Source organism: Streptomyces sp. NBC_00989 (assembly GCF_045162655.1).
Lineage (GTDB): Bacteria > Actinomycetota > Actinomycetes > Streptomycetales > Streptomycetaceae > Streptomyces.
On sequence record NZ_CP108728.1, the window covers coordinates 7,597,700 to 7,615,329 of the forward strand.

The following is a 17,630-nucleotide window of genomic DNA, read 5'->3' on the forward strand; positions in this document are numbered from 1 at the left end:
TCAGCTGCTCGCCGTGCACCGCCAGAAGTCCCGCATCACCTTCGTCGGGGTCGGGCCCGTCATGGCGACCTGGGTCAGCAGGACCGTGACCGTGCCGGTGGGCGGGACGATGTGGGCCGTGGTGCCGGTGCCGCCGACCCAGCCGTAGCGGCCGGGGACGTTCCACGGGTCGATCGGGGCGACGTCGACCTGGCCGCCGTAGCCCCAGCCCTGGCCCTCCAGGAAGAGGGGCGCGGCCTCGCGCTGGGCGGCCGAGAGGTGGTTCGTGGTCATGCGGCTCACCGAGGTGGGGGTGAGGAGTTCCCCGCCGCCGGCCAGGAGCATGCGGGCGAACGCCAGCCAGTCGTCCGCCGTGGAGACCAGGCCGCCGCCGCCCGAGGGGAAGCGCGGCAGGCGGCTGTAGTCGCCGTCCGGGGTGTCCGTCAGACGCAGGGTGCCGTCCTCGGCCGGGGCGTAGGACGAGGTGAAGCGGTGCCGCTTCGACTCCGGCACCTCGAACCCGGTGTCCCGCATGCCCAGCGGCTCGAAGATCCGCTCCGCCAGGAAGTCGGGGAGGGAGCGGCCCGACACCCGGGCGGCCAGGATGCCCTGGAGGGCGGCCGAGGTGCCGTACAGCCAGGCCTCGCCCGGCTGGTGCAGCATCGGCACCTGGGCCAGCAGGCCCAGCCAGGTGTCCGGGTCCGGCCAGTCCCCGAAGGGGTGGCTGTGGTCCTGCACCGCGAACAGGGCCTGCGCGGCGGGCAGCCCGAAGTCGTCGGGCAGACCCCACCCGGCACGGAAACTGAGCAGGTCCTCCACGGTTATCGGGCGGTCGGCCGGTACGACGTCGTCGACGGGACTCGCGGGTGTGCGGACCACCACCGGCTTCGCCAGCTCCGGGAGCCACTCGGCCACCGGGTCGTCGAGCCCGATGCGGCCCTCGTCCACCAGTGTCAGCAGCGCCGCCGCCATGATCGGCTTGGTGATCGACGCGATCCGGAAGATCGAGTCCCGGGCCATCGGGGCCGAGCCCTCGGCGTCCACCGCGCCGACGGTCACCACCTCGACGTCGGCGCCACGGGCCACGAGACCCACGGCGCCCGGCACCGTCCCGTCCCTGACATAGCGGATCAGGGTCTCGCGCGGTTCACTCATCGGTGGGCCTTCCGGTGCCGGTCGCGGTCGCAGTCGTAGGCGTGCCTACGAGAGATACGACCCGAGCGGCGACGGAAACTCATCGGTGACCCGCGTCGCGCCGCCTAGGCCGCCGACGGGTCCACCGTCGCCTGGTGCTCCTCGGCCAGATGCTCCTCCGCCTTCAGCCAGGGCAGGAACTGCGCGTTCTTCTTCCAGCCGCACGTCTCGCAGCTGATCGTGCGCCTGGCGCCGGTGCGCAGCACCCGGACGACGTGCTCGCGCCCGTGCTGGTCCCAGCGGCTCACCTTGCTCGTGTTGATCTCCAGCATGATGTCTCGCCTCCGTCACAGAGTGTGCAGCAAGACCAACATCAACAGGGCTCAATTCACGGCGAGTTGTCCAAGCTGTGAACATGACATCCCGAGTGCCGTGCGGCATGTCGTCCGGTATGTCATCCGATCGTGCGCGGCAGCCGCAGGCTGAGCAGGCCGGTCAGCACGACCCCGGCCAACTGCACCAACAGCGTTGTCGCCAGGGCGTCCTGCATGCCCATCCCCGGGACCAGGGACAGGAAGAGGGTGCCGAGCGTGGCCACGCCCAGTGCCAGCGCGGACTGCTGGGTGGTGACCATGACGCCGGCGCCCACACCGGCACGGGCGGCGGGCACCTCGGACAGGATGATGCGGAAGATGATGGGGAGTTGGAGCGCCTGACTGGCTCCGGCGACCGCGGCGCCCGGCAGCAGTTCGACGAATCCGAGGTGCGGCCAGGAGCGCCACACGGCCAGCACGATCAGGCCCAGACCCACCGCCTGCACGACCGAACCCGCCGTCACGACCCGTGTGCCGTACCGGGCCACCAGACGCGGCCCGGCGAGCGAGGCGAGGAAGAAGGTCACCGCCAGCGGGACGAGCGCGAGGCCCGCCGCGACCGGGCCGAGACCCGCGCCGCTCTGCAACGCCACCGCGATCACGAACATGAACCCGCTGAAGCCGATCGCGAACGGCACGATCATCACCAGCCCGCGCCGGAGCGAGGTCAGCGCCAGCAGACTCGGCGGCACCAGCGGCGTACGGCCCTGCCGGTCCGCCCTGCGCTCCACCGCGTAGAACGCCGACGCGAGCCCCGGGAACGCGGCCAGCGACAGCCACGTCCACAGCGGCCAGCCCGCCGCCCGGCCCTCGGTCAGCGGCACCAGCAGCGCCAGCAGGGACGCGCCGAGCAGGAAGGTGCCGGGCACGTCCACCGGCTCCGGGTGCTGGGAACGCGTCTCCGGTACGACCTTGGCGGCCAGGAACAGACCGACGATGACGACCGGCACGTTCACCAGGAACACAGCGCGCCAGCCGGTACCGGCGATGTCCGCGGCGACCAGGACCCCGCCGAGGATCTGGCCGGCCACCATGGCGAGGCCGGCGGTCGCGCCGTACAGGCCCATCGCCTTGGCGCGGCGCGGGCCCTGGGTCGTGGACTGGATGGTGGCGAGGACCTGCGGGAGCATCGCCGCGGACGCCGCGCCCTGCGCGATCCGCGCGACGACCAGTGTCCAGGCGGTCGGCGCGAGCCCGCACGCGAGCGAGGTGACGCCGAACGCGGCCATCCCGCCCAGGAACAGCCGGCGGCGCCCGAACAGGTCGCCGAGCCTTCCGCCGAGGACGAGCAGCACGGCGTACGAGACTCCGTAGCCGGCGACGACGAGTTCGAGGACGGCCTCGCTCGCCGAGAGGTCCTTGCCGATGGTCGGCAGGGCCACGTTGACGATGAAGAAGTCGATGAGGGGCAGCGCCGCGGCCAGCAGCACCGTGAACAGCCCGAGGCCGCTGAGCACGGGTGCCGCCGCCGGGGACCTGACGGTGCGGGAAGCGATGGTTTCGGTCACGCTGCCGAGCGTGCGCCTTCCGCGAGACTGGTACCAGAGTGTCCTTATCCTGGTAGCAGGACTACCTGGAAACAGGCTCCGTACAGCGGCAGACTGGAGCGATGACGACGATGGCACAGGAGACGGTGACAGAGCCCGCGGCTGCGACGCCGGCCGATGTGGCGGTCGCTCCGCAGACCGTGTCCACGGTCCGGCGTCATGAGCTGGCCGCCTTCCTGCGCCACCGGCGGGAGCACATCGCGCCCGAGCAGGTCGGCCTGCCGCGCGGCACCCGGCGCCGGACGCCCGGCCTGCGCCGCGAGGAGGTCGCGCAGCTCGCCGCGGTCGGGGTCACCTGGTACACGTGGCTCGAACAGGCCCGGGACATCCAGGTCTCCGTACAGGTCCTGGACGCGTTGGCCCGCACCCTGCTGCTCGACCCGAGCGAGCGCGCCCACCTCTTCCAGCTGGCCGACGCGACCGACCCGCGGCCGGCGACGGTCTGCCCGGTCGTCACGCCCGCCCTGCGGGAGATGCTGGACCAGCTGGACCCGATCCCGGCCTGTCTGCAGAACGCGCGGTACGACATCCTCGCCTACAACCGGACGTACGGAATGCTGCTGTGCGACCTGGACACGGTGCCGCCCGAGGACCGCAACTGCATGATCCTCTCCTACACGCACGAGGACTGGCGGTCGTCGATCGTGCACCTGGAGAAGACCCAACGCCTCATGGCCGCCCGCTTCCGGGGCTCCATGGCGGGCCACCTCGCCGACCCCACCTGGAAGACACTCCTCAAGCGTCTGCGCACGTCCCCCGAGTTCTGCGAGGTCTGGGACCGCCACGAGGTCATGGGCGCCAGCCCCCGCCGCAAGGAGTTCCGCAACACCCACGTAGGCCGCATCACGGTCGACCACACCGACCTGTGGCTGGGCGCGGCAAGGGGCCCACGGATGGTGACGTACGCTCCCGCGGACGAGGAGTCGAGGGAGAGGCTGGAGCGGCTGCACGCGATAGCGCAGGCGAGGTAAGTGCCTTTTGTCTTTAGGCGTTGATACCGGCAGCCTCGCGTACTTCAACAGACGACAACTTGTCAGCCGTACGCTCAGCGGTCCGCCGAGCCCAAGCCCCACTCGTCACCGCCCCCAGCACCAGCACGGCCAGCCCGCACACGACGAGGATCCACCAGCCGGGCCGAGCCGCGGAGACGAACGTGTCCTTGTACGACGACGCCGTCACCCCGGAAGCCAATACCGCCCCGACCACCGCGACCCCGAGCGTCTGCCCCAACTGCCGGCTTGTGGAGGCCACGGCCGCCGCAACCCCCGCCTGAGCCCGCGGCATCCCGGACACCGCCGTGTTGGTGATCGGCGCGTTCACGAACCCGAAGCCGATCCCGAACAGCGCGTACCCGATGAACCGCGAGACGCCGGACGTCTCCGCCTCGAACCCGGCGAACATCACCGCACTGGCCGTCATCGCCGCCCCCGCGATCAGCAGGGATATGCGCGGTCCCCGACTGCCGACCAGCCGCCCGGAGATCGGCGCGCACAGGAACGTGGGAACAGCCATCGGCAGCATCCACAGGCCGGCGTGCAGCGCGTCCAGCCCCACCACGTTCTGCAGATACAGCGTGGACAGGAACAGGAAGCCGCCCAGCGCCGAGAACGCGCTGATGGCGATCACCGTCGCCCCACTGAACGGCGCCGAACGGAAGAAGCGCAGGTCGATGAGGGGTTCGTCGCGTCGCGGCTCGTACCAGAGGAGACCGGCGAGGGCGGCCAGCGCGAGGATCGCGAAGGGCAGGACCGAGGTGAACCCGGAGTCCGGCGCCTCGATGATCGCGTACGTCAGCGAACCGAACAGGGCGATCACCATGAGCTGGCCGACCGGGTCGGCACGGCGGGCCTTGGGCGCGCGGGACTCGGGGATGAACTTCAGCGTGAGCAGCAGCGCGGCCAGGCCCACCGGCAGGTTGATCCAGAAGATCGAGCGCCAGCCGACCGAGTCCACGAGCAGCCCGCCGATCAGCGGACCGGCGGCCATCGATATGCCGACGACCGCGCCCCACACACCGATCGCCCGGGCGCGCTCGCGCGGCTCGGTGAAGGTGTTGGTGATGATCGACATGGCGACCGGGTTGAGCATCGAGCCGCCGACCGCCTGGATCATGCGGAACCAGATCAGCGCGTCCAGATCGGGCGCCACGGAGCAGAGCAGGGAACCGAGGCTGAAGACCACCAGGCCGGAGATGAAGACGCGTTTGCGGCCGATCCGGTCGGCCGTGGAGCCCGCCAGCATCAGCAGAGAGGCCAGGACCAGGGTGTACGCGTCGATCGTCCACTGCAGACCGGAGGTCGAGGCGTGGAGATCGGTCTGCATCGCGGGCAGCGCGACATTCAGGATGGTCACGTCCAGGCTCACGATCAGCAGACTCATGCAGCAGATCGCGAGCACCAGCTGTCGGCGGCGGTGGCTGAGCTCGGGCATGCGAACCATCGTACGCCAAACTCGATAGTGCGGCTAACTAATTACCGATACATGATCCTGCGGCCGAGCACCTGACGCGGTGCGGGACAATGGAGCAATGTCCACGCCCGTCTCCCCGCCCGCGTCCCCGACTGTGACCCCCTTGCGGATCGGTCCGCACACCGTCTCGCCGCCCGTCGTCCTGGCCCCCATGGCCGGGATCACCAACGCGCCCTTCCGCACCCTGTGCAGGGAGTTCAGTGGCGGCAAGGGCCTGTTCGTCAGCGAGATGATCACGACGCGGGCGCTGGTCGAGCGCAACGACAAGACCATGCAGCTGATCCGTTTCGACGCGACCGAGAAGCCGCGTTCGATCCAGCTGTACGGCGTGGACCCGGCGACCGTCGGCAAGGCCGTCCGCATGATCGCGGAGGAGGGGCTCGCCGACCACATCGACCTCAACTTCGGCTGTCCCGTACCGAAGGTCACCCGCAAGGGCGGCGGCTCCGCGCTGCCGTACAAGCGCAACCTGCTGCGGGCGATCCTGAAGGAGGCCGTCAGCGGAGCCGGTGACCTGCCCGTCACCATGAAGATGCGCAAGGGCATCGACGACGACCACATCACCTTCCTCGACGCCGGCCGCATCGCGGTCGAGGAGGGCGTCACGTCCATCGCGCTGCACGGGCGCACGGCCGCCCAGCACTACGGCGGCACGGCGGACTGGGACGCGATCGCGCGCCTGAAGGAGCATGTGCCGGAGATCCCCGTGCTCGGCAACGGCGACATCTGGTCGGCGCAGGACGCGCTGCGGATGGTGCGGGAGACCGGGTGCGACGGGGTCGTGGTCGGGCGCGGGTGCCTTGGGCGGCCGTGGCTGTTCGCCGACCTCGTGGCCGCGTTCGAGGGGCGTCAACAGGACGTCCTGGAGCCGTCGTTGCGCGAGGTCGCCGATGTCATGGTGCGGCACGCGACGCTGCTCGGTGAGTGGATCGGGGACGAGGCGCGCGGGGTCATCGACTTCCGTAAGCACGTCGCCTGGTACCTGAAGGGCTTCGCGGTCGGGAGCGAGATGCGCAAGCGCCTCGCGATCACGTCATCGCTTGAGGAACTCCGGGCCGGGCTGGACGAGTTGGACCTCGACCAGCCCTGGCCCGTGGGCGCCGACGGGCCCCGCGGCCGTACGTCCGGCAACAACAGGGTGGTGTTGCCGGACGGTTGGCTGAAGGACCCGTACGACTGCGCGGGGATCGGCGAGGACGCGGAGCTGGACACGTCCGGGGGCTGAACGCCCTTCGTCGGATACCCGGTTGGCTCAGTTCTTCTTCGGGTGGGGCGTCGAGCCGTACGCCGTGAGGAACTTGTCGCGGAAGTCGCTCATCTTCCACACCGGGGCCTTGTGGGCGGGGCGCAGGCCGTCGGACCAGTTCCAACTGTCGATCTTCTCAAGGACCTTGGGGTCCTTGGCGACGATCGAGATCGGGACGTCACGGCTGGCGTGGTTGCCGCTGACGCGGGCGATCGGCTGGTGGTCGCCGAGGAATACGAGCACGGTGTTGTCGTTGCCGTAGCGCTCCAGCCACTGGGTGAGGGAGTTCACCGAGTACTGGATCGACTTGCCGTACTCCTGGCGGGACTTGGTGGTGTCGGCGATGACGCTGGACGCCTTGTTGCCGTCCTTCTCGATCGAGTCGAAGATCGAACCGTCGCCCAGCTGGTCCCAGGGGACGAGCTTCGGGATCGGTGCCCAGGGCTGGTGGCTGGAGGTCAGGATCAGCAGGGACATCAGCGACTTGCCGTCGGTGCGGGGCTTGCTGTGCACCTGCTTCTGGAACTGCTCCAGCGCGTACTGGTCGGGCATCGTGGACCAGCTGAACTTCGGTCCCTGGTAGCCGAGTTGGAAGGCGTTGTAGACCTTGTCGAGGCCGTAGAAGCTCTGCTCCGGCCAGCCCTTCTGGATGCCCGGCATCACGCCGACGGTGTCGTAGTCGCCGGTCTTCTTGAAGGCGTCGGTCAGGCTCAGGTGGTCGCTGGCCATCACCGTGCGGTAGCGCTGCTGGTTGCTGACCCACAGGCCCGACATGGTGGTGGAGTGGCCGAGCCAGCTGCTGCCGCCGTACGTCGCCGAGGTCAGCCAGCCGCTCTTCGCGGCGAAGCCCGCCTTCGACAGGGCCTTGGTGTCGGCGGCGAGGGTCGAGTCGACGCCGGGCGCCATGATCGGGTCCTCGATCGCGCTACGGCCGTAGCTCTCGATGAAGGTGAAGATCATGTCCTTGCCGCGGAGGTCCGGGACGAGCTGGCTGCCGGGGGTGTTGCCGAAGGCGTCGACCTTGGCGACCTTCTTGAACTCCGCCTCGTCGCGCAGGGTTTCCTGCACCGCGCGCACCTGGTACTTGATGACTCCGGCGGTGTGGTCGGCGGCGAGCGGGATGCCGTGGAACTCCAGCGCGAACGCGGTGAGGGTGATCCAGACCGTGCCGGCGATCAGGGTGCCCTTGGTCGCGATGGGCTTGTAGGTCACCAGGACGTTGCTGAGCCGGACCATCGCCAGCGCGACGAGGGTGATCAGCACGACGATGAGGGCGATGACGCCGACCGTGATGATCTGCGTGGCCGTCCCGCCGAAGGTGTCCTTCAGATACCCGCGGGCGTCCCCGAACAGGCTCCAGTCCAGGATGATGTTGAAGTGCCGGCCCAGGTATTCGTTGAAGCCCATGTCGAACATGTTCAACACGGCGATGGCCCCGACGAGCGCGCCGAAGCCCGCGGCCAGGATGATCCGGGGCCGCCGCGGCAGACTCAGCAGAATGACCGCCGCCATGATCGCCTCGGCCGGAACCCGCGCGAACTCCATGAGCCTCAACTGCCCCAGCGTGTTGGGCATTTCGAGGCAGATGTAGACCAGCACGGCCGCGAGGAACGTGACGATCCAGGAGAACGTGAGCGCGGCTACGGGGTGCTTCTCCCGCCAGGCCTGAATACGACGCCGGAGACCTAGGCGGCTGCTCCAGGTACGGGGGCCGGGGCGTTTGGGGCGGGGGGTGGTGGCTTCGGGGGTGGCGGCTTGGTCGGGGGCGTCGAGGTCGGTGTCTGCGGCGGCTTCGGGGTCGGTGCCGGGGGCTGTGACGGGGTCGGCCGAGGTGTCCGCGTCCGTGTCTGCGTCTGCGTCCGTGTTGGTGCCTGAGGCGTCGGGTTCGGCTTCGGGTTCCGTGCCCGGGGCGGTCGCGGTGGCCTTCTCGGCGGCCTCGGAGTCGGGTGCTTCGGTGTCTGCGGCCTCGGGGGCGGTGGCGTCGTCGGTTGCCGGTACCGGGGACTTCACGGCGCTGGACGCGGTGTCGGGCGTCGCGGGGGACACGGTTCCGGGCGCGGCTTCCGTTGTGGCCTCGGGCGGTGTTTCTACGGCGAGTTCGGGCGCGGAGGCCTCGGCGTGCTCGGTCTTGGCGGCGGGAGGAGCGCCGGCCTCGGTTGTGGCGCCCGCAGGAGAACCCGTCTCGGTCTCGGCGGCGGCAGGGGAACCGGCCTCGGTCTTGGCGGCGGGAGGAGCGCCGGCTTCGGTCGTGGCGCCTGTGGGGGAACCGGCCTTGGCCGCAGCGTCGGCAGAAGGCCTGGCCTTGCTCTTGACGCTCGCGAGGCGGGCGGCTTTCGTCTCGGCGGCTGCGGAGGTTCCGGCCTCGGCCTTGCTGCCGGCGCCAGTTGAAGCGTTGGCCCGCGACTCCGTGCCCTCGCGAAGTCCGGCCTTCGTCTCCGCGCCTGCGGAAGGCTTGTCCTTGTCCTTGCTCGCGGCGGCTGGGGAAGCGCCGGCCTTGGCCTCGTTCCCGGTGTTCGCCGAAAGGTTGGTCTCCGTCTTCGTGTCCTCGGAGAACTCGGGCTCGCCCTCGCCCTCGTCGACCGCGGAACTGCCCGCGTCGGCCCCGGACTTGGGCCCCGCGTCCGTGGTGATGCCGGAGGCCTCCGGTGTGGTCCCCGGCGTTGCTATCGCGCCGCCCGGTGTCGGTTCGTCGTTCGTGTCCGGCGGCAGTACCTCGCCATCGGCTGCCCCGGCCGTATTCGGTGTCTGGCGTGTGCTCGTGTGCTGAGGCAACCCGAAGGTCCTTCCGTGCGAGGCCCATGATCGGAGTGGAGTGGCGGTCCGACTGGGGAGGCAGGACCGCCGCTCTTCCGTACGAGTTGCCTCGGGCCCCTGTTCACGGAACTGGGCAAACACCCGGCAAACGCCTTATCACCGTTGTGTCACGCGCCCCCGACCGCCGTGAGCAGCGCCAATGGAGCCGCCGCCGAGCGGGACTCCCGCACGCACGCGTGCGGGTACGGAACCGGCTCCGGGTGGGTGTCGCGGCCGTAGCCCGCGAGGACCTCCGGGAGGCGGTGGCCGGTCGCCGTCGCCGCGTCGACCAGCGCGTGCGCGACCGTGCGGGCCTCGTCGTGCAGGCCGTAGCGGGCCAGGCCCAGCGTGATCAGCGCGTTGTCGTGCGGCCAGACCGAACCTCGGTGGTACGACAACGGGTGGTACGCCGCTTGGCCCGAGGCGAGGGTGCGGACTCCCCAGCCCGAGAAGAAGTCCGGTGCCAGGAGCCTGCGGCCGACCAGCTCGCCGTACTCCTTGTCGAGGAGGCCGGACCAGAGCAGGTGTCCCGCGTCCGACGCCAGCGCGTCGACCTGGCGGCCCTCGCCGTCCAGCGCCAGCGCAGGGAAGGAGTGCTCCCGCATCCAGAAGTCCCGCTGGAAACGGTCCCGGAGGTCGGACGCGGCCTGTTCCAGGAGGGCCGCGTACGTCTCGTCCTCCCACACCGTCCGCGCCACCCACGCCGTGCGGCGCAGCGCGTCGTACGCGTAGCCCTGCGCCCCCGCCGCCATCACCGGACCGCTCGCCCGCGTGCCGTCGGCGCCGCAGATCGCGCCGGGGGAGTCCTTCCAGTTCTGGTTGGCCAGGCCGCCCTGGTCGGCGCGGTAGACCAGGTAGCCGCGTGAGGTCAGGCCGCCGTGGTCGAGCATCCACCCGATCGCGGCACGGGCGTTGGGCTCCAGGCGGCGGGCCAGGGCCGTGTCGCCCGTCTGCTCCACGTACGCGCCGAGCAGCACCAGGAACAGCGGGGTCGCGTCGACCGAGCCGTAGTAACGCCCGTACGGCACCTGCCCGAAGTGCGCCAACTCGCCGTGCCGCACCTCGTGCACGATCTTGCCGGGCTGCGACACCGACTCCGGGCCCACGGCCGTCGCCTGCGTCGCGGCGAGCGCCGGCAGTGTGGCGGCGGCGAGTTGGGGGCGGTACGGGAGCGCGAAGAGGGAGGTCAGTAGCGCGTCCCTGCCCAGCAGGGTCAGGAACCACGGTGCCCCCGCCGCCGGTACGCGCAGTTCCTCGCCGTCCGGACCCGTCGCCGGGACCTGGAGCGAGGCCAGGTCCGACAGGCCCCGGGCGCAGGCGGCCGCCAACTCCGGCCAGCCGGTGGGGAAGGAGACGCCCTGGACGTACTCGCCCTCCAGGGCGATGAGTTGGTCGTTCAGGGCGGACGGAGAGCGCGGTACCCGCAGGGCCCGTTTGTCGCCGTGCGGGCGGGCCATCACGCGCAGCGCCAACTCGGCGGTGCCGTGCGGTTCGAGGTCCAGGGTCCACACCATGCGGCGGGCGCCGGTGCCGGTCTCCTCGACGCCGTCGGGGGCCGGTTCGGCCGTGACCGTCGTACAAGAACGCCATTCGCCGCGCTGGTAGGCGAACTCCACGCCGTCCTCCAGGACTTGGCGGGAGCGGGTGGCGCCGGTCTTCGCGTACGTGCGGTAGTCGGAGCGGAGTTCGAACTGGTCCGTGAAGTCGGCGTCCGCGGTGACCGCGAGCCGGACCGTCGTCGGGACCGGGCGGTTGCTGGTCACCTTCAGCGATTCGACGAACGCGCCGTCGCCGACGGCCTGTTCACGGAAGAGCGTGTGTGCGGGCGGCTCCTGGCGGCCGCCGCGCGGGACGAGGACACAGCGCGCCATGTCCCCGTCGGCCACCGGCGTCAACGCCTCCGGCACCGCGCCGTCGACCGTCAACTGCCAGCGGCTCAGGTGCCGGGCGTCCCGTACGAATAACCCGTCCGGGGAACTGCCGCCCCGTACGCCGCTGATGTCCCCGCCGTCGCCCACGGCTGCGAACGTCCCGCCGTGCACGAGCAGATGATGCCGGTCCGTCATCCCCGGTCCCCTCCCTTGACTCTCCTGGCGACCTTGACTTCGCTGTCGTTCAGTTCTGTGTCACGCATGTCGAACGTGCCGAGCACCGTGCCGGACACGCCGGGTCCGGGGGGCTCGTGAAGCAGATCGAGGGTCAGCGCGGCGGTCCAGCTGAAGCCGGTCGCGCCGCACGCCTCGCCGTCGTACGGGTCGACGTACTCGGCGAAGTCGGTGGTGTCGGCGGTCTCCAGGACCGCCGTGCGGAGCGCGTCCGCCCGTGTCCGCTCGCCGTGCAGCCGCAGGCCGCGCTCCAGCAGCCAGCTCGTGTTGAACCAGGCCGGCCCGCGCCAGTACCGGTGCGGATCGAACGCCTCGCCCAACAGGTCGTAACTGGGCGGGAGTTGAGTGGTGTCGCCGAGCCCGAAGTGCGGACCGGACGCCGTACGGACGAGGGCGCCGGTGATGTCCCGGGGCAGGTCGGGCAGGAGGAGCGGGATCAGGCCGGAGACGCTGCGCTCGGGGATCAGTCCCTCGCCCCGCACGTCGCGGCAGAAGAACATGCCCTCCGCCGGGTCCCACAGCCGCTCGATCAGCACCCCGGTGAGGCGCTCCGCGCGTGCGTGCCGGGCCGTACCGGTCGCGCCCAACTCCCGGGCGATACGGGCCAGTGCGTGCTCGGAGGCGATGAGCAGGGCGTTGAAGGACGGGTCCTCCACCGCGAACTCGCTTGCCCCGTCGGCGTATTCGCCGTCCCGGTAGTCCGTCGCGAGGCGCACGTAACGGCCGTAGTCCAGATCCGTCGGCCGGTCCTCGGCGGCCCCGTGGTCGAGGTCGGCGCGGCGGAAGGAACGGGCCGGGGCGGGTGTGATGCGGCTCAACGGGGCGTCCCAGCAAGGGCTGTTGTCCATACCCTGTTCCCAGGGGTGTACGACGGACGCGAGTCCGCCCCCGCCGAGGTCGCGCCGGTGCAGCAGATAGCGGTGCCAGGCGGCCAGCCGGGGGTAGACACCGGCGAGGAAGCCACGCGCGCGGGAGAGGCCCGGATCGGCGCAGTGCACCAGCCACGCCGCCAGCGCGTGGACCGGTGGCTGCACGATGCCCGAGGTCTGTACGGTGCGCGGGGCGCCCGCGGCGCGCCCCGCGGTCGAGGAGCGCCAGAAGTCGGGGCTCGGGAAGTACGCGTCGAGCGGCACGGAGGGGTTGAAGACGATGTGCGGGATACGGCCGTCGCCCCACTGGGCGGCGAGCAGCGTCTCCAGCTCCGTCTGCGCCCGCAGCGGCGAGAGGTGCCGCAGACCGATCGCGATGAACGCGGAGTCCCAGGACCACTGGTGCGGATACAGACCGTGGGAGGGGACCGTTGAGGTACCCGTCCAGTTCCCTTCCAGTACGGCAGCCGCCCTGAGGTGCAGGGAACCTGACAAGGGCGGCGGATCGTATACGAAGGTGCGTTCCACGGGGAGGGCTGTGAGCTGGGCAGTGCGATCCACTCGGGACTCCACGAAACACATCGTGCCGACCGGTTCGGTCATGGCTACCGTAGGGTTACGTCTATTTAACACGCAAAACTCAATATGTAATGCAGGGTTGAGAAACACAAGGGGGTGCGCATGACTGGACGAGGTCAAGCGAGCGCCGGCGATCTGCTCGAACTGGTACGCACCGGGCGTGCCACGACCCGCGGTGCCCTCCAACAGGTGACCGGACTCTCACGCGCGACCGTCGGCCAGCGCCTGGACCGGCTCTTCCGCGCGGGCTGGCTGCGCGAGGGCGCGGGCGGTCCGGTGGACTCCCCGCTGGGCGGCAGACCCTCGATCACTCTCGAATTCGACGACGCCCATGCTGTAGTCCTCGCGGCGGACCTGGACACCCGCCACGCGCGTGCGTGCGTCCTCTCGCTCACCGGCAAGATACTCGCCGAGCACGGCGGCACGCTCGTCATCGAGGACGGTCCGGACGCCGTACTGGGCGAACTCGGCCGCTGGTTCGCCGAGTTGCTGGAGAAGGCCGGGCATCGGGCGTCCGAGGTCTGCGGGATCGGGCTCGCCGTCCCCGGACCCGTCGACAGCGAGACCGGCCGGGTCGTCCAGCCGCCGATCATGCCCGGCTGGGACGGCTACGACATAAGGGGCCGCCTGGCGCGGGCCTTCACGGAACACACCGGCGCCCCCCGGGTCCCGGTCCTGGTCGACAACGACGCCAACCTCATGGCCTACGGCGAACAGCGCACCGGCCATCCCGACTGCTCGGCCTTCGTGCTGGTCAAGGTCTCGACCGGTATCGGCGCCGGAGTCGTCGTCGGCGGCTCCATCTTCCGGGGGATCGACGGGGGCGCCGGCGACATCGGCCACATCCGCGTCCCGGCGGGCGCGCAGGCGTTGTGCCGGTGCGGGTCCTACGGCTGTCTCGCCGCGGTCGCCAGCGGTGGCGCCGTGGCGCGACGGCTGGCCGAGACCGGGGTGCCGGCGGCGTCCGGCTCGGATGTGCGGGACCTGTTGGCGTCGGGGCATCCGGGAGCGGCCGCGTTCGCCCGCGAGGCGGGACGGCAGGTCGGGGACGTCCTGGCGACCGTGGTGACGCTGCTCAACCCCGGGGTCCTGATGATCGCGGGAGACCTGGCCGGCACCTCCTTCCTCACGGGCGTACGGGAGCTGCTGTACCAGCGGGCACTGCCGCGCTCCACCGCTCATCTGCACGTGCTGACCTCACGGCTCGGTGAGCGGGCCGGGCTGGTGGGGGCGGGGGCGCTGGTCGTGGAGCACCTGTACGCGCCGGAGCGGGTCGAGGCACGGCTGCTCGCGCTGGGCATGTGACGTTCACATTTCCGTCCGGAGACCCGTCCGGATGGTGAAATCCGGTCGGGTGTGGAAGCGTGATTCTCGCCACCTTTGATAGGGGTGGCGCTCAGGTGAGCGGATCTTGCGCGGCTGCACTTCTCCAAGGGGTGGCACTCCGTGCCACCCCTTGATCGTTCATCGATCGAAAACAGGCGAGCCGCAACCCGCTCGTATGAGCGCATAATCCCGTACCTGGGTGGCGTTGCGTTCAAGAAGTGAAAACATCCGGCGTCGTTCGCTTGCCGAGCTTTGACTTTCGATCCGCTGGCGGACTACCGGTTACAGACGCATGACATGCAAGTGGACGTACCCAGACGCCTTCGATCTGGGTATGTTCCTGGCCGTCAGGGCAGCCACCCGCGTCCCGAGGAGTCGAGACCCGTGTCGGAAAACAAAGAACCCCACGTAGTGAAGTTCGTCTACGACTTCACCGAGGGAAACAAGGACCTCAAGGACCTCCTCGGCGGCAAGGGTGCCAACCTCGCCGAGATGACCAACCTGGGCCTTCCCGTCCCTCCGGGTTTCACCATCACGACCGAGGCGTGCAAGACCTACCTCGACAGTGGCGAGGAGCCGGCGGCACTGCGTGACGAGGTGAGTGCACACCTCGACGCGCTCGAGTCGACGATGGACAAGAAGCTGGGGCAGGCCGACAACCCCCTCCTCGTATCGGTCCGTTCCGGGGCGAAGTTCTCCATGCCCGGCATGATGGACACCGTCCTGAACATCGGCCTCTCCGACAAGTCCGTGCAGGGCCTGGCTAAGCAGGCCGGCGACGAGCGCTTCGCGTGGGACTCGTACCGCCGCCTGATCCAGATGTTCGGCAAGACCGTCCTCGGCGTCGACGGCGACCTCTTCGAGGAGGCGCTCGACAAGGCCAAGGAGGCCAAGAAGGTCACCGTCGACACCGAGTTGGACGCGGCCGACCTGAAGAAGCTGGTCACCCGGTTCAAGCGGATCGTCAAGACCGAGGCGGGCCGCGACTTCCCGCAGGACCCGCGCGAGCAGATGGACCTCGCCATCCACGCGGTCTTCGACTCCTGGAACACCGACCGCGCGAAGCTCTACCGCCGTCAGGAACGCATCCCGCACGACCTCGGCACGGCGGTCAACGTCTGCTCGATGGTCTTCGGCAACCTCGGCCCCGACTCGGGCACCGGCGTCGCCTTCACCCGCGACCCCGCCAGCGGCCACCAGGGCGTCTACGGCGACTACTTGCAGAATGCGCAGGGCGAGGACGTCGTCGCGGGCATACGGAACACCGTGCCCCTCGCGGAACTCGAGCAGATCGACAAGGCGTCGTACGACCAGCTCATGCAGATCATGAAGACGCTGGAGAACCACTACAAGGATCTCTGCGACATCGAGTTCACCATCGAGCGCGGGCAGTTGTGGATGCTCCAGACGCGGGTGGGGAAGCGGACGGCGGGTGCGGCCTTCCGTATCGCGACCCAGCTCGTCGACCAGGGGCTGATCGACGAGGCGGAGGCCCTCCAGCGGGTCACCGGCGCGCAGTTGGCGCAGTTGATGTTCCCGCGCTTCGACGACGAGGCGAAGGTCCAGCAGGTCGGCCGGGGCATCGCGGCCTCGCCGGGTGCGGCCGTCGGCAAGGCGGTCTTCGACTCGTACACGGCGGTGAAGTGGTCGCGTTCGGGCGAGAAGGTGATCCTGGTCCGCCGCGAGACCAACCCCGACGACCTCGACGGCATGATCGCGGCGGAGGGCATTCTCACCTCGCGCGGCGGCAAGACGTCCCACGCGGCCGTCGTGGCGCGAGGCATGGGCAAGACGTGTGTCTGCGGCGCGGAGGAGCTGGAGGTCGACACCAAGCGGCGCCGGATGACGGTTCCGGGTGGTCACGTGGTCGAGGAGGGCGACGTGATCTCCATCGACGGCTCCAGCGGCAAGGTGTACCTGGGCGAGGTCCCGGTGGTCCCCTCCCCGGTCGTGGAGTACTTCGAGGGCCGGATGCACGCGGGCGCCGACGACGCCGACGAACTGGTCGAGGCGGTCCACCGGATCATCGGATACGCGGACCGCGTACGCCGGTTGAGGGTGCGCGCCAACGCCGACAACGCCGAGGACGCGCTGCGCGCCCGCCGCTTCGGGGCACAGGGCATCGGCCTCTGCCGTACGGAGCACATGTTCCTCGGCGACCGCCGCGAACTGGTCGAGCGCCTGATCCTGGCCGACACGGACACCGAACGCGAGGAGTCCCTCAAGGCCCTTCTCCCGCTCCAGAAGGCCGACTTCGTCGAGCTGTTCAAGGCGATGGACGGACTCCCGGTGACCGTCCGCCTGTTGGACCCGCCGCTGCACGAATTCCTGCCGGACATCACGGAGTTGTCGGTCCGTGTCGCGCTGGCGGAGTCCCGCCAGGAGTCCCACGAGAACGACCTGCGACTCCTCCAGGCGGTCCACCGCCTGCACGAGCAGAACCCGATGCTGGGCCTGCGGGGCGTGCGCCTGGGCCTGGTGATCCCCGGCCTGTTCACCATGCAGGTACGGGCGATCGCCGAGGCCGCGGCCGAGCGCAAGGCGGCCAAGGGCGACCCGCGCGCCGAGATCATGATCCCGCTCGTCGGCACGGTCCAGGAACTGGAGATCGTCCGCGAGGAGGCCGACCAGGTCATCGCCGAGGTGGAGGCCGCGACGGGCACGTCCCTGAAGCTGTCGATCGGCACGATGATCGAACTCCCGCGTGCCGCCCTGACCGCGGGCCAGATCGCCGAGGCGGCCGAGTTCTTCAGCTTCGGCACGAACGACCTCACGCAGACGGTGTGGGGCTTCAGCCGGGACGACGTAGAGGCCTCCTTCTTCACGGCCTACCTGGAGAAGGGCATCTTCGGAGTCAGCCCCTTCGAGACGATCGACCGCGACGGCGTGGGTTCGCTGGTCAAGCTTGCGGCGAAGGCGGGCCGCGAGACCCGCCCCGACCTCAAGCTCGGCGTCTGCGGCGAACACGGCGGCGACCCCGAGTCGGTCCACTTCTTCCACGAGGTGGGACTGGACTACGTCTCCTGCTCGCCGTTCCGGATTCCGGTGGCGCGGCTCGAAGCGGGGCGGGCGGCCTCAGTGGCGCAGGGGAGCGATCACCGGTAGGCCGTACGGCATTCAGTCGTACGGCATCCAAGAACCCCGGGACAGCTGTCGGTCATCCTGACCCTCACCGACGCGGCGGCGGTTCCGGATCACGAGGAGAGGGG

Annotated in this window: 11 protein-coding genes; 4 read left to right on the top strand and 7 right to left on the bottom strand. The window is 70.1% G+C overall.

From position 1 onward, the window contains the following. The 3 genes from OG714_RS33920 to OG714_RS33930 all read right to left on the bottom strand — a co-directional run bounded on the left by OG714_RS33920 (window position 1) and on the right by OG714_RS33930 (window position 2,995). On the bottom strand, window positions 1–1,134 hold the full coding sequence (locus OG714_RS33920; protein WP_406126749.1) for a serine hydrolase domain-containing protein: 1,134 nt from the start codon (window positions 1,132–1,134) through the stop codon (window positions 1–3). Window positions 1,135–1,238: 104 nt separating this feature from the next. Next, on the bottom strand, window positions 1,239–1,445 hold the full coding sequence (locus OG714_RS33925) for a hypothetical protein (RefSeq protein WP_406126750.1): 207 nt from the start codon (window positions 1,443–1,445) through the stop codon (window positions 1,239–1,241). Window positions 1,446–1,567: 122 nt separating this feature from the next. Beyond that, on the bottom strand, window positions 1,568–2,995 hold the full coding sequence (locus OG714_RS33930) for an MFS transporter (RefSeq protein WP_406126752.1): 1,428 nt from the start codon (window positions 2,993–2,995) through the stop codon (window positions 1,568–1,570). 101 nt (window positions 2,996–3,096) lie between these two features. Between OG714_RS33930 and OG714_RS33935 the strand changes: the two genes are divergently transcribed. Continuing rightward, window positions 3,097–4,005: a helix-turn-helix transcriptional regulator gene (locus OG714_RS33935; RefSeq protein WP_406126753.1), complete on the top strand. Its 909-nt coding sequence runs from the start codon at window positions 3,097–3,099 to the stop codon at window positions 4,003–4,005. Between the two features lie 13 nt (window positions 4,006–4,018). Here the strand turns inward: OG714_RS33935 and OG714_RS33940 are convergent, their stop codons facing one another. Then, window positions 4,019–5,464 carry an MFS transporter gene (locus OG714_RS33940; RefSeq protein ID WP_406126755.1) on the bottom strand — a complete coding sequence of 482 codons (1,446 nt, stop codon included), beginning with the start codon at window positions 5,462–5,464 and terminating at the stop codon, window positions 4,019–4,021. Between the two features lie 97 nt (window positions 5,465–5,561). Between OG714_RS33940 and dusB the strand changes: the two genes are divergently transcribed. Further along, window positions 5,562–6,728, top strand: a complete 1,167-nt coding sequence (dusB, locus tag OG714_RS33945; RefSeq protein WP_406126757.1) for a tRNA dihydrouridine synthase DusB — start codon at window positions 5,562–5,564, stop codon at window positions 6,726–6,728. Between the two features lie 27 nt (window positions 6,729–6,755). Here dusB and OG714_RS33950 read toward each other — a convergent pair whose 3' ends face one another. The 3 genes from OG714_RS33950 to OG714_RS33960 all read right to left on the bottom strand — a co-directional run bounded on the left by OG714_RS33950 (window position 6,756) and on the right by OG714_RS33960 (window position 13,077). Then, complete coding sequence (locus tag OG714_RS33950) at window positions 6,756–8,324, bottom strand: sulfatase-like hydrolase/transferase (protein WP_406132056.1); 1,569 nt, start codon at window positions 8,322–8,324, stop codon at window positions 6,756–6,758. Between the two features lie 1,346 nt (window positions 8,325–9,670). Next, window positions 9,671–11,608, bottom strand: coding sequence for a glycogen debranching N-terminal domain-containing protein (locus tag OG714_RS33955; RefSeq protein WP_406126759.1), 1,938 nt, complete (start codon window positions 11,606–11,608; stop codon window positions 9,671–9,673). Next, complete coding sequence (locus OG714_RS33960) at window positions 11,605–13,077, bottom strand: MGH1-like glycoside hydrolase domain-containing protein (RefSeq protein ID WP_406126761.1); 1,473 nt, start codon at window positions 13,075–13,077, stop codon at window positions 11,605–11,607. Before OG714_RS33960 ends, OG714_RS33955 begins: the two co-directional genes overlap by 4 nt. Window positions 13,078–13,197: 120 nt before the next feature. Here OG714_RS33960 and OG714_RS33965 point away from each other — a divergent pair, with 120 nt between their 5' ends. Beyond that, entirely contained in the window at window positions 13,198–14,400 is a 1,203-nt protein-coding gene (locus OG714_RS33965; protein WP_406126763.1) for an ROK family protein, read from the top strand. Between the two features lie 405 nt (window positions 14,401–14,805). Next, window positions 14,806–17,526: a pyruvate, phosphate dikinase gene (gene ppdK / locus OG714_RS33970; protein ID WP_406126765.1), complete on the top strand. Its 2,721-nt coding sequence runs from the start codon at window positions 14,806–14,808 to the stop codon at window positions 17,524–17,526. Window positions 17,527–17,630 lie beyond the last annotated feature (104 nt).

Bases quoted from the DNA above. Each gene is read 5' to 3' on its own strand.
- dusB (WP_406126757.1), top strand. From the start codon at position 5,562: ATGTCCACGCCCGTCTCCCCGCCCGCGTCCCCGACTGTGACCCCCTTG.
- OG714_RS33965 (WP_406126763.1), top strand. From the start codon at position 13,198: ATGACTGGACGAGGTCAAGCGAGCGCCGGCGATCTGCTCGAACTGGTA.
- OG714_RS33940 (WP_406126755.1), bottom strand. From the start codon at position 5,464: ATGCCCGAGCTCAGCCACCGCCGCCGACAGCTGGTGCTCGCGATCTGC.
- OG714_RS33950 (WP_406132056.1), bottom strand. From the start codon at position 8,324: ATGCCCAACACGCTGGGGCAGTTGAGGCTCATGGAGTTCGCGCGGGTT.
- OG714_RS33935 (WP_406126753.1), top strand. From the start codon at position 3,097: ATGACGACGATGGCACAGGAGACGGTGACAGAGCCCGCGGCTGCGACG.
- OG714_RS33925 (WP_406126750.1), bottom strand. From the start codon at position 1,445: ATGCTGGAGATCAACACGAGCAAGGTGAGCCGCTGGGACCAGCACGGG.
- OG714_RS33955 (WP_406126759.1), bottom strand. From the start codon at position 11,608: ATGACGGACCGGCATCATCTGCTCGTGCACGGCGGGACGTTCGCAGCC.
- OG714_RS33920 (WP_406126749.1), bottom strand. From the start codon at position 1,134: ATGAGTGAACCGCGCGAGACCCTGATCCGCTATGTCAGGGACGGGACG.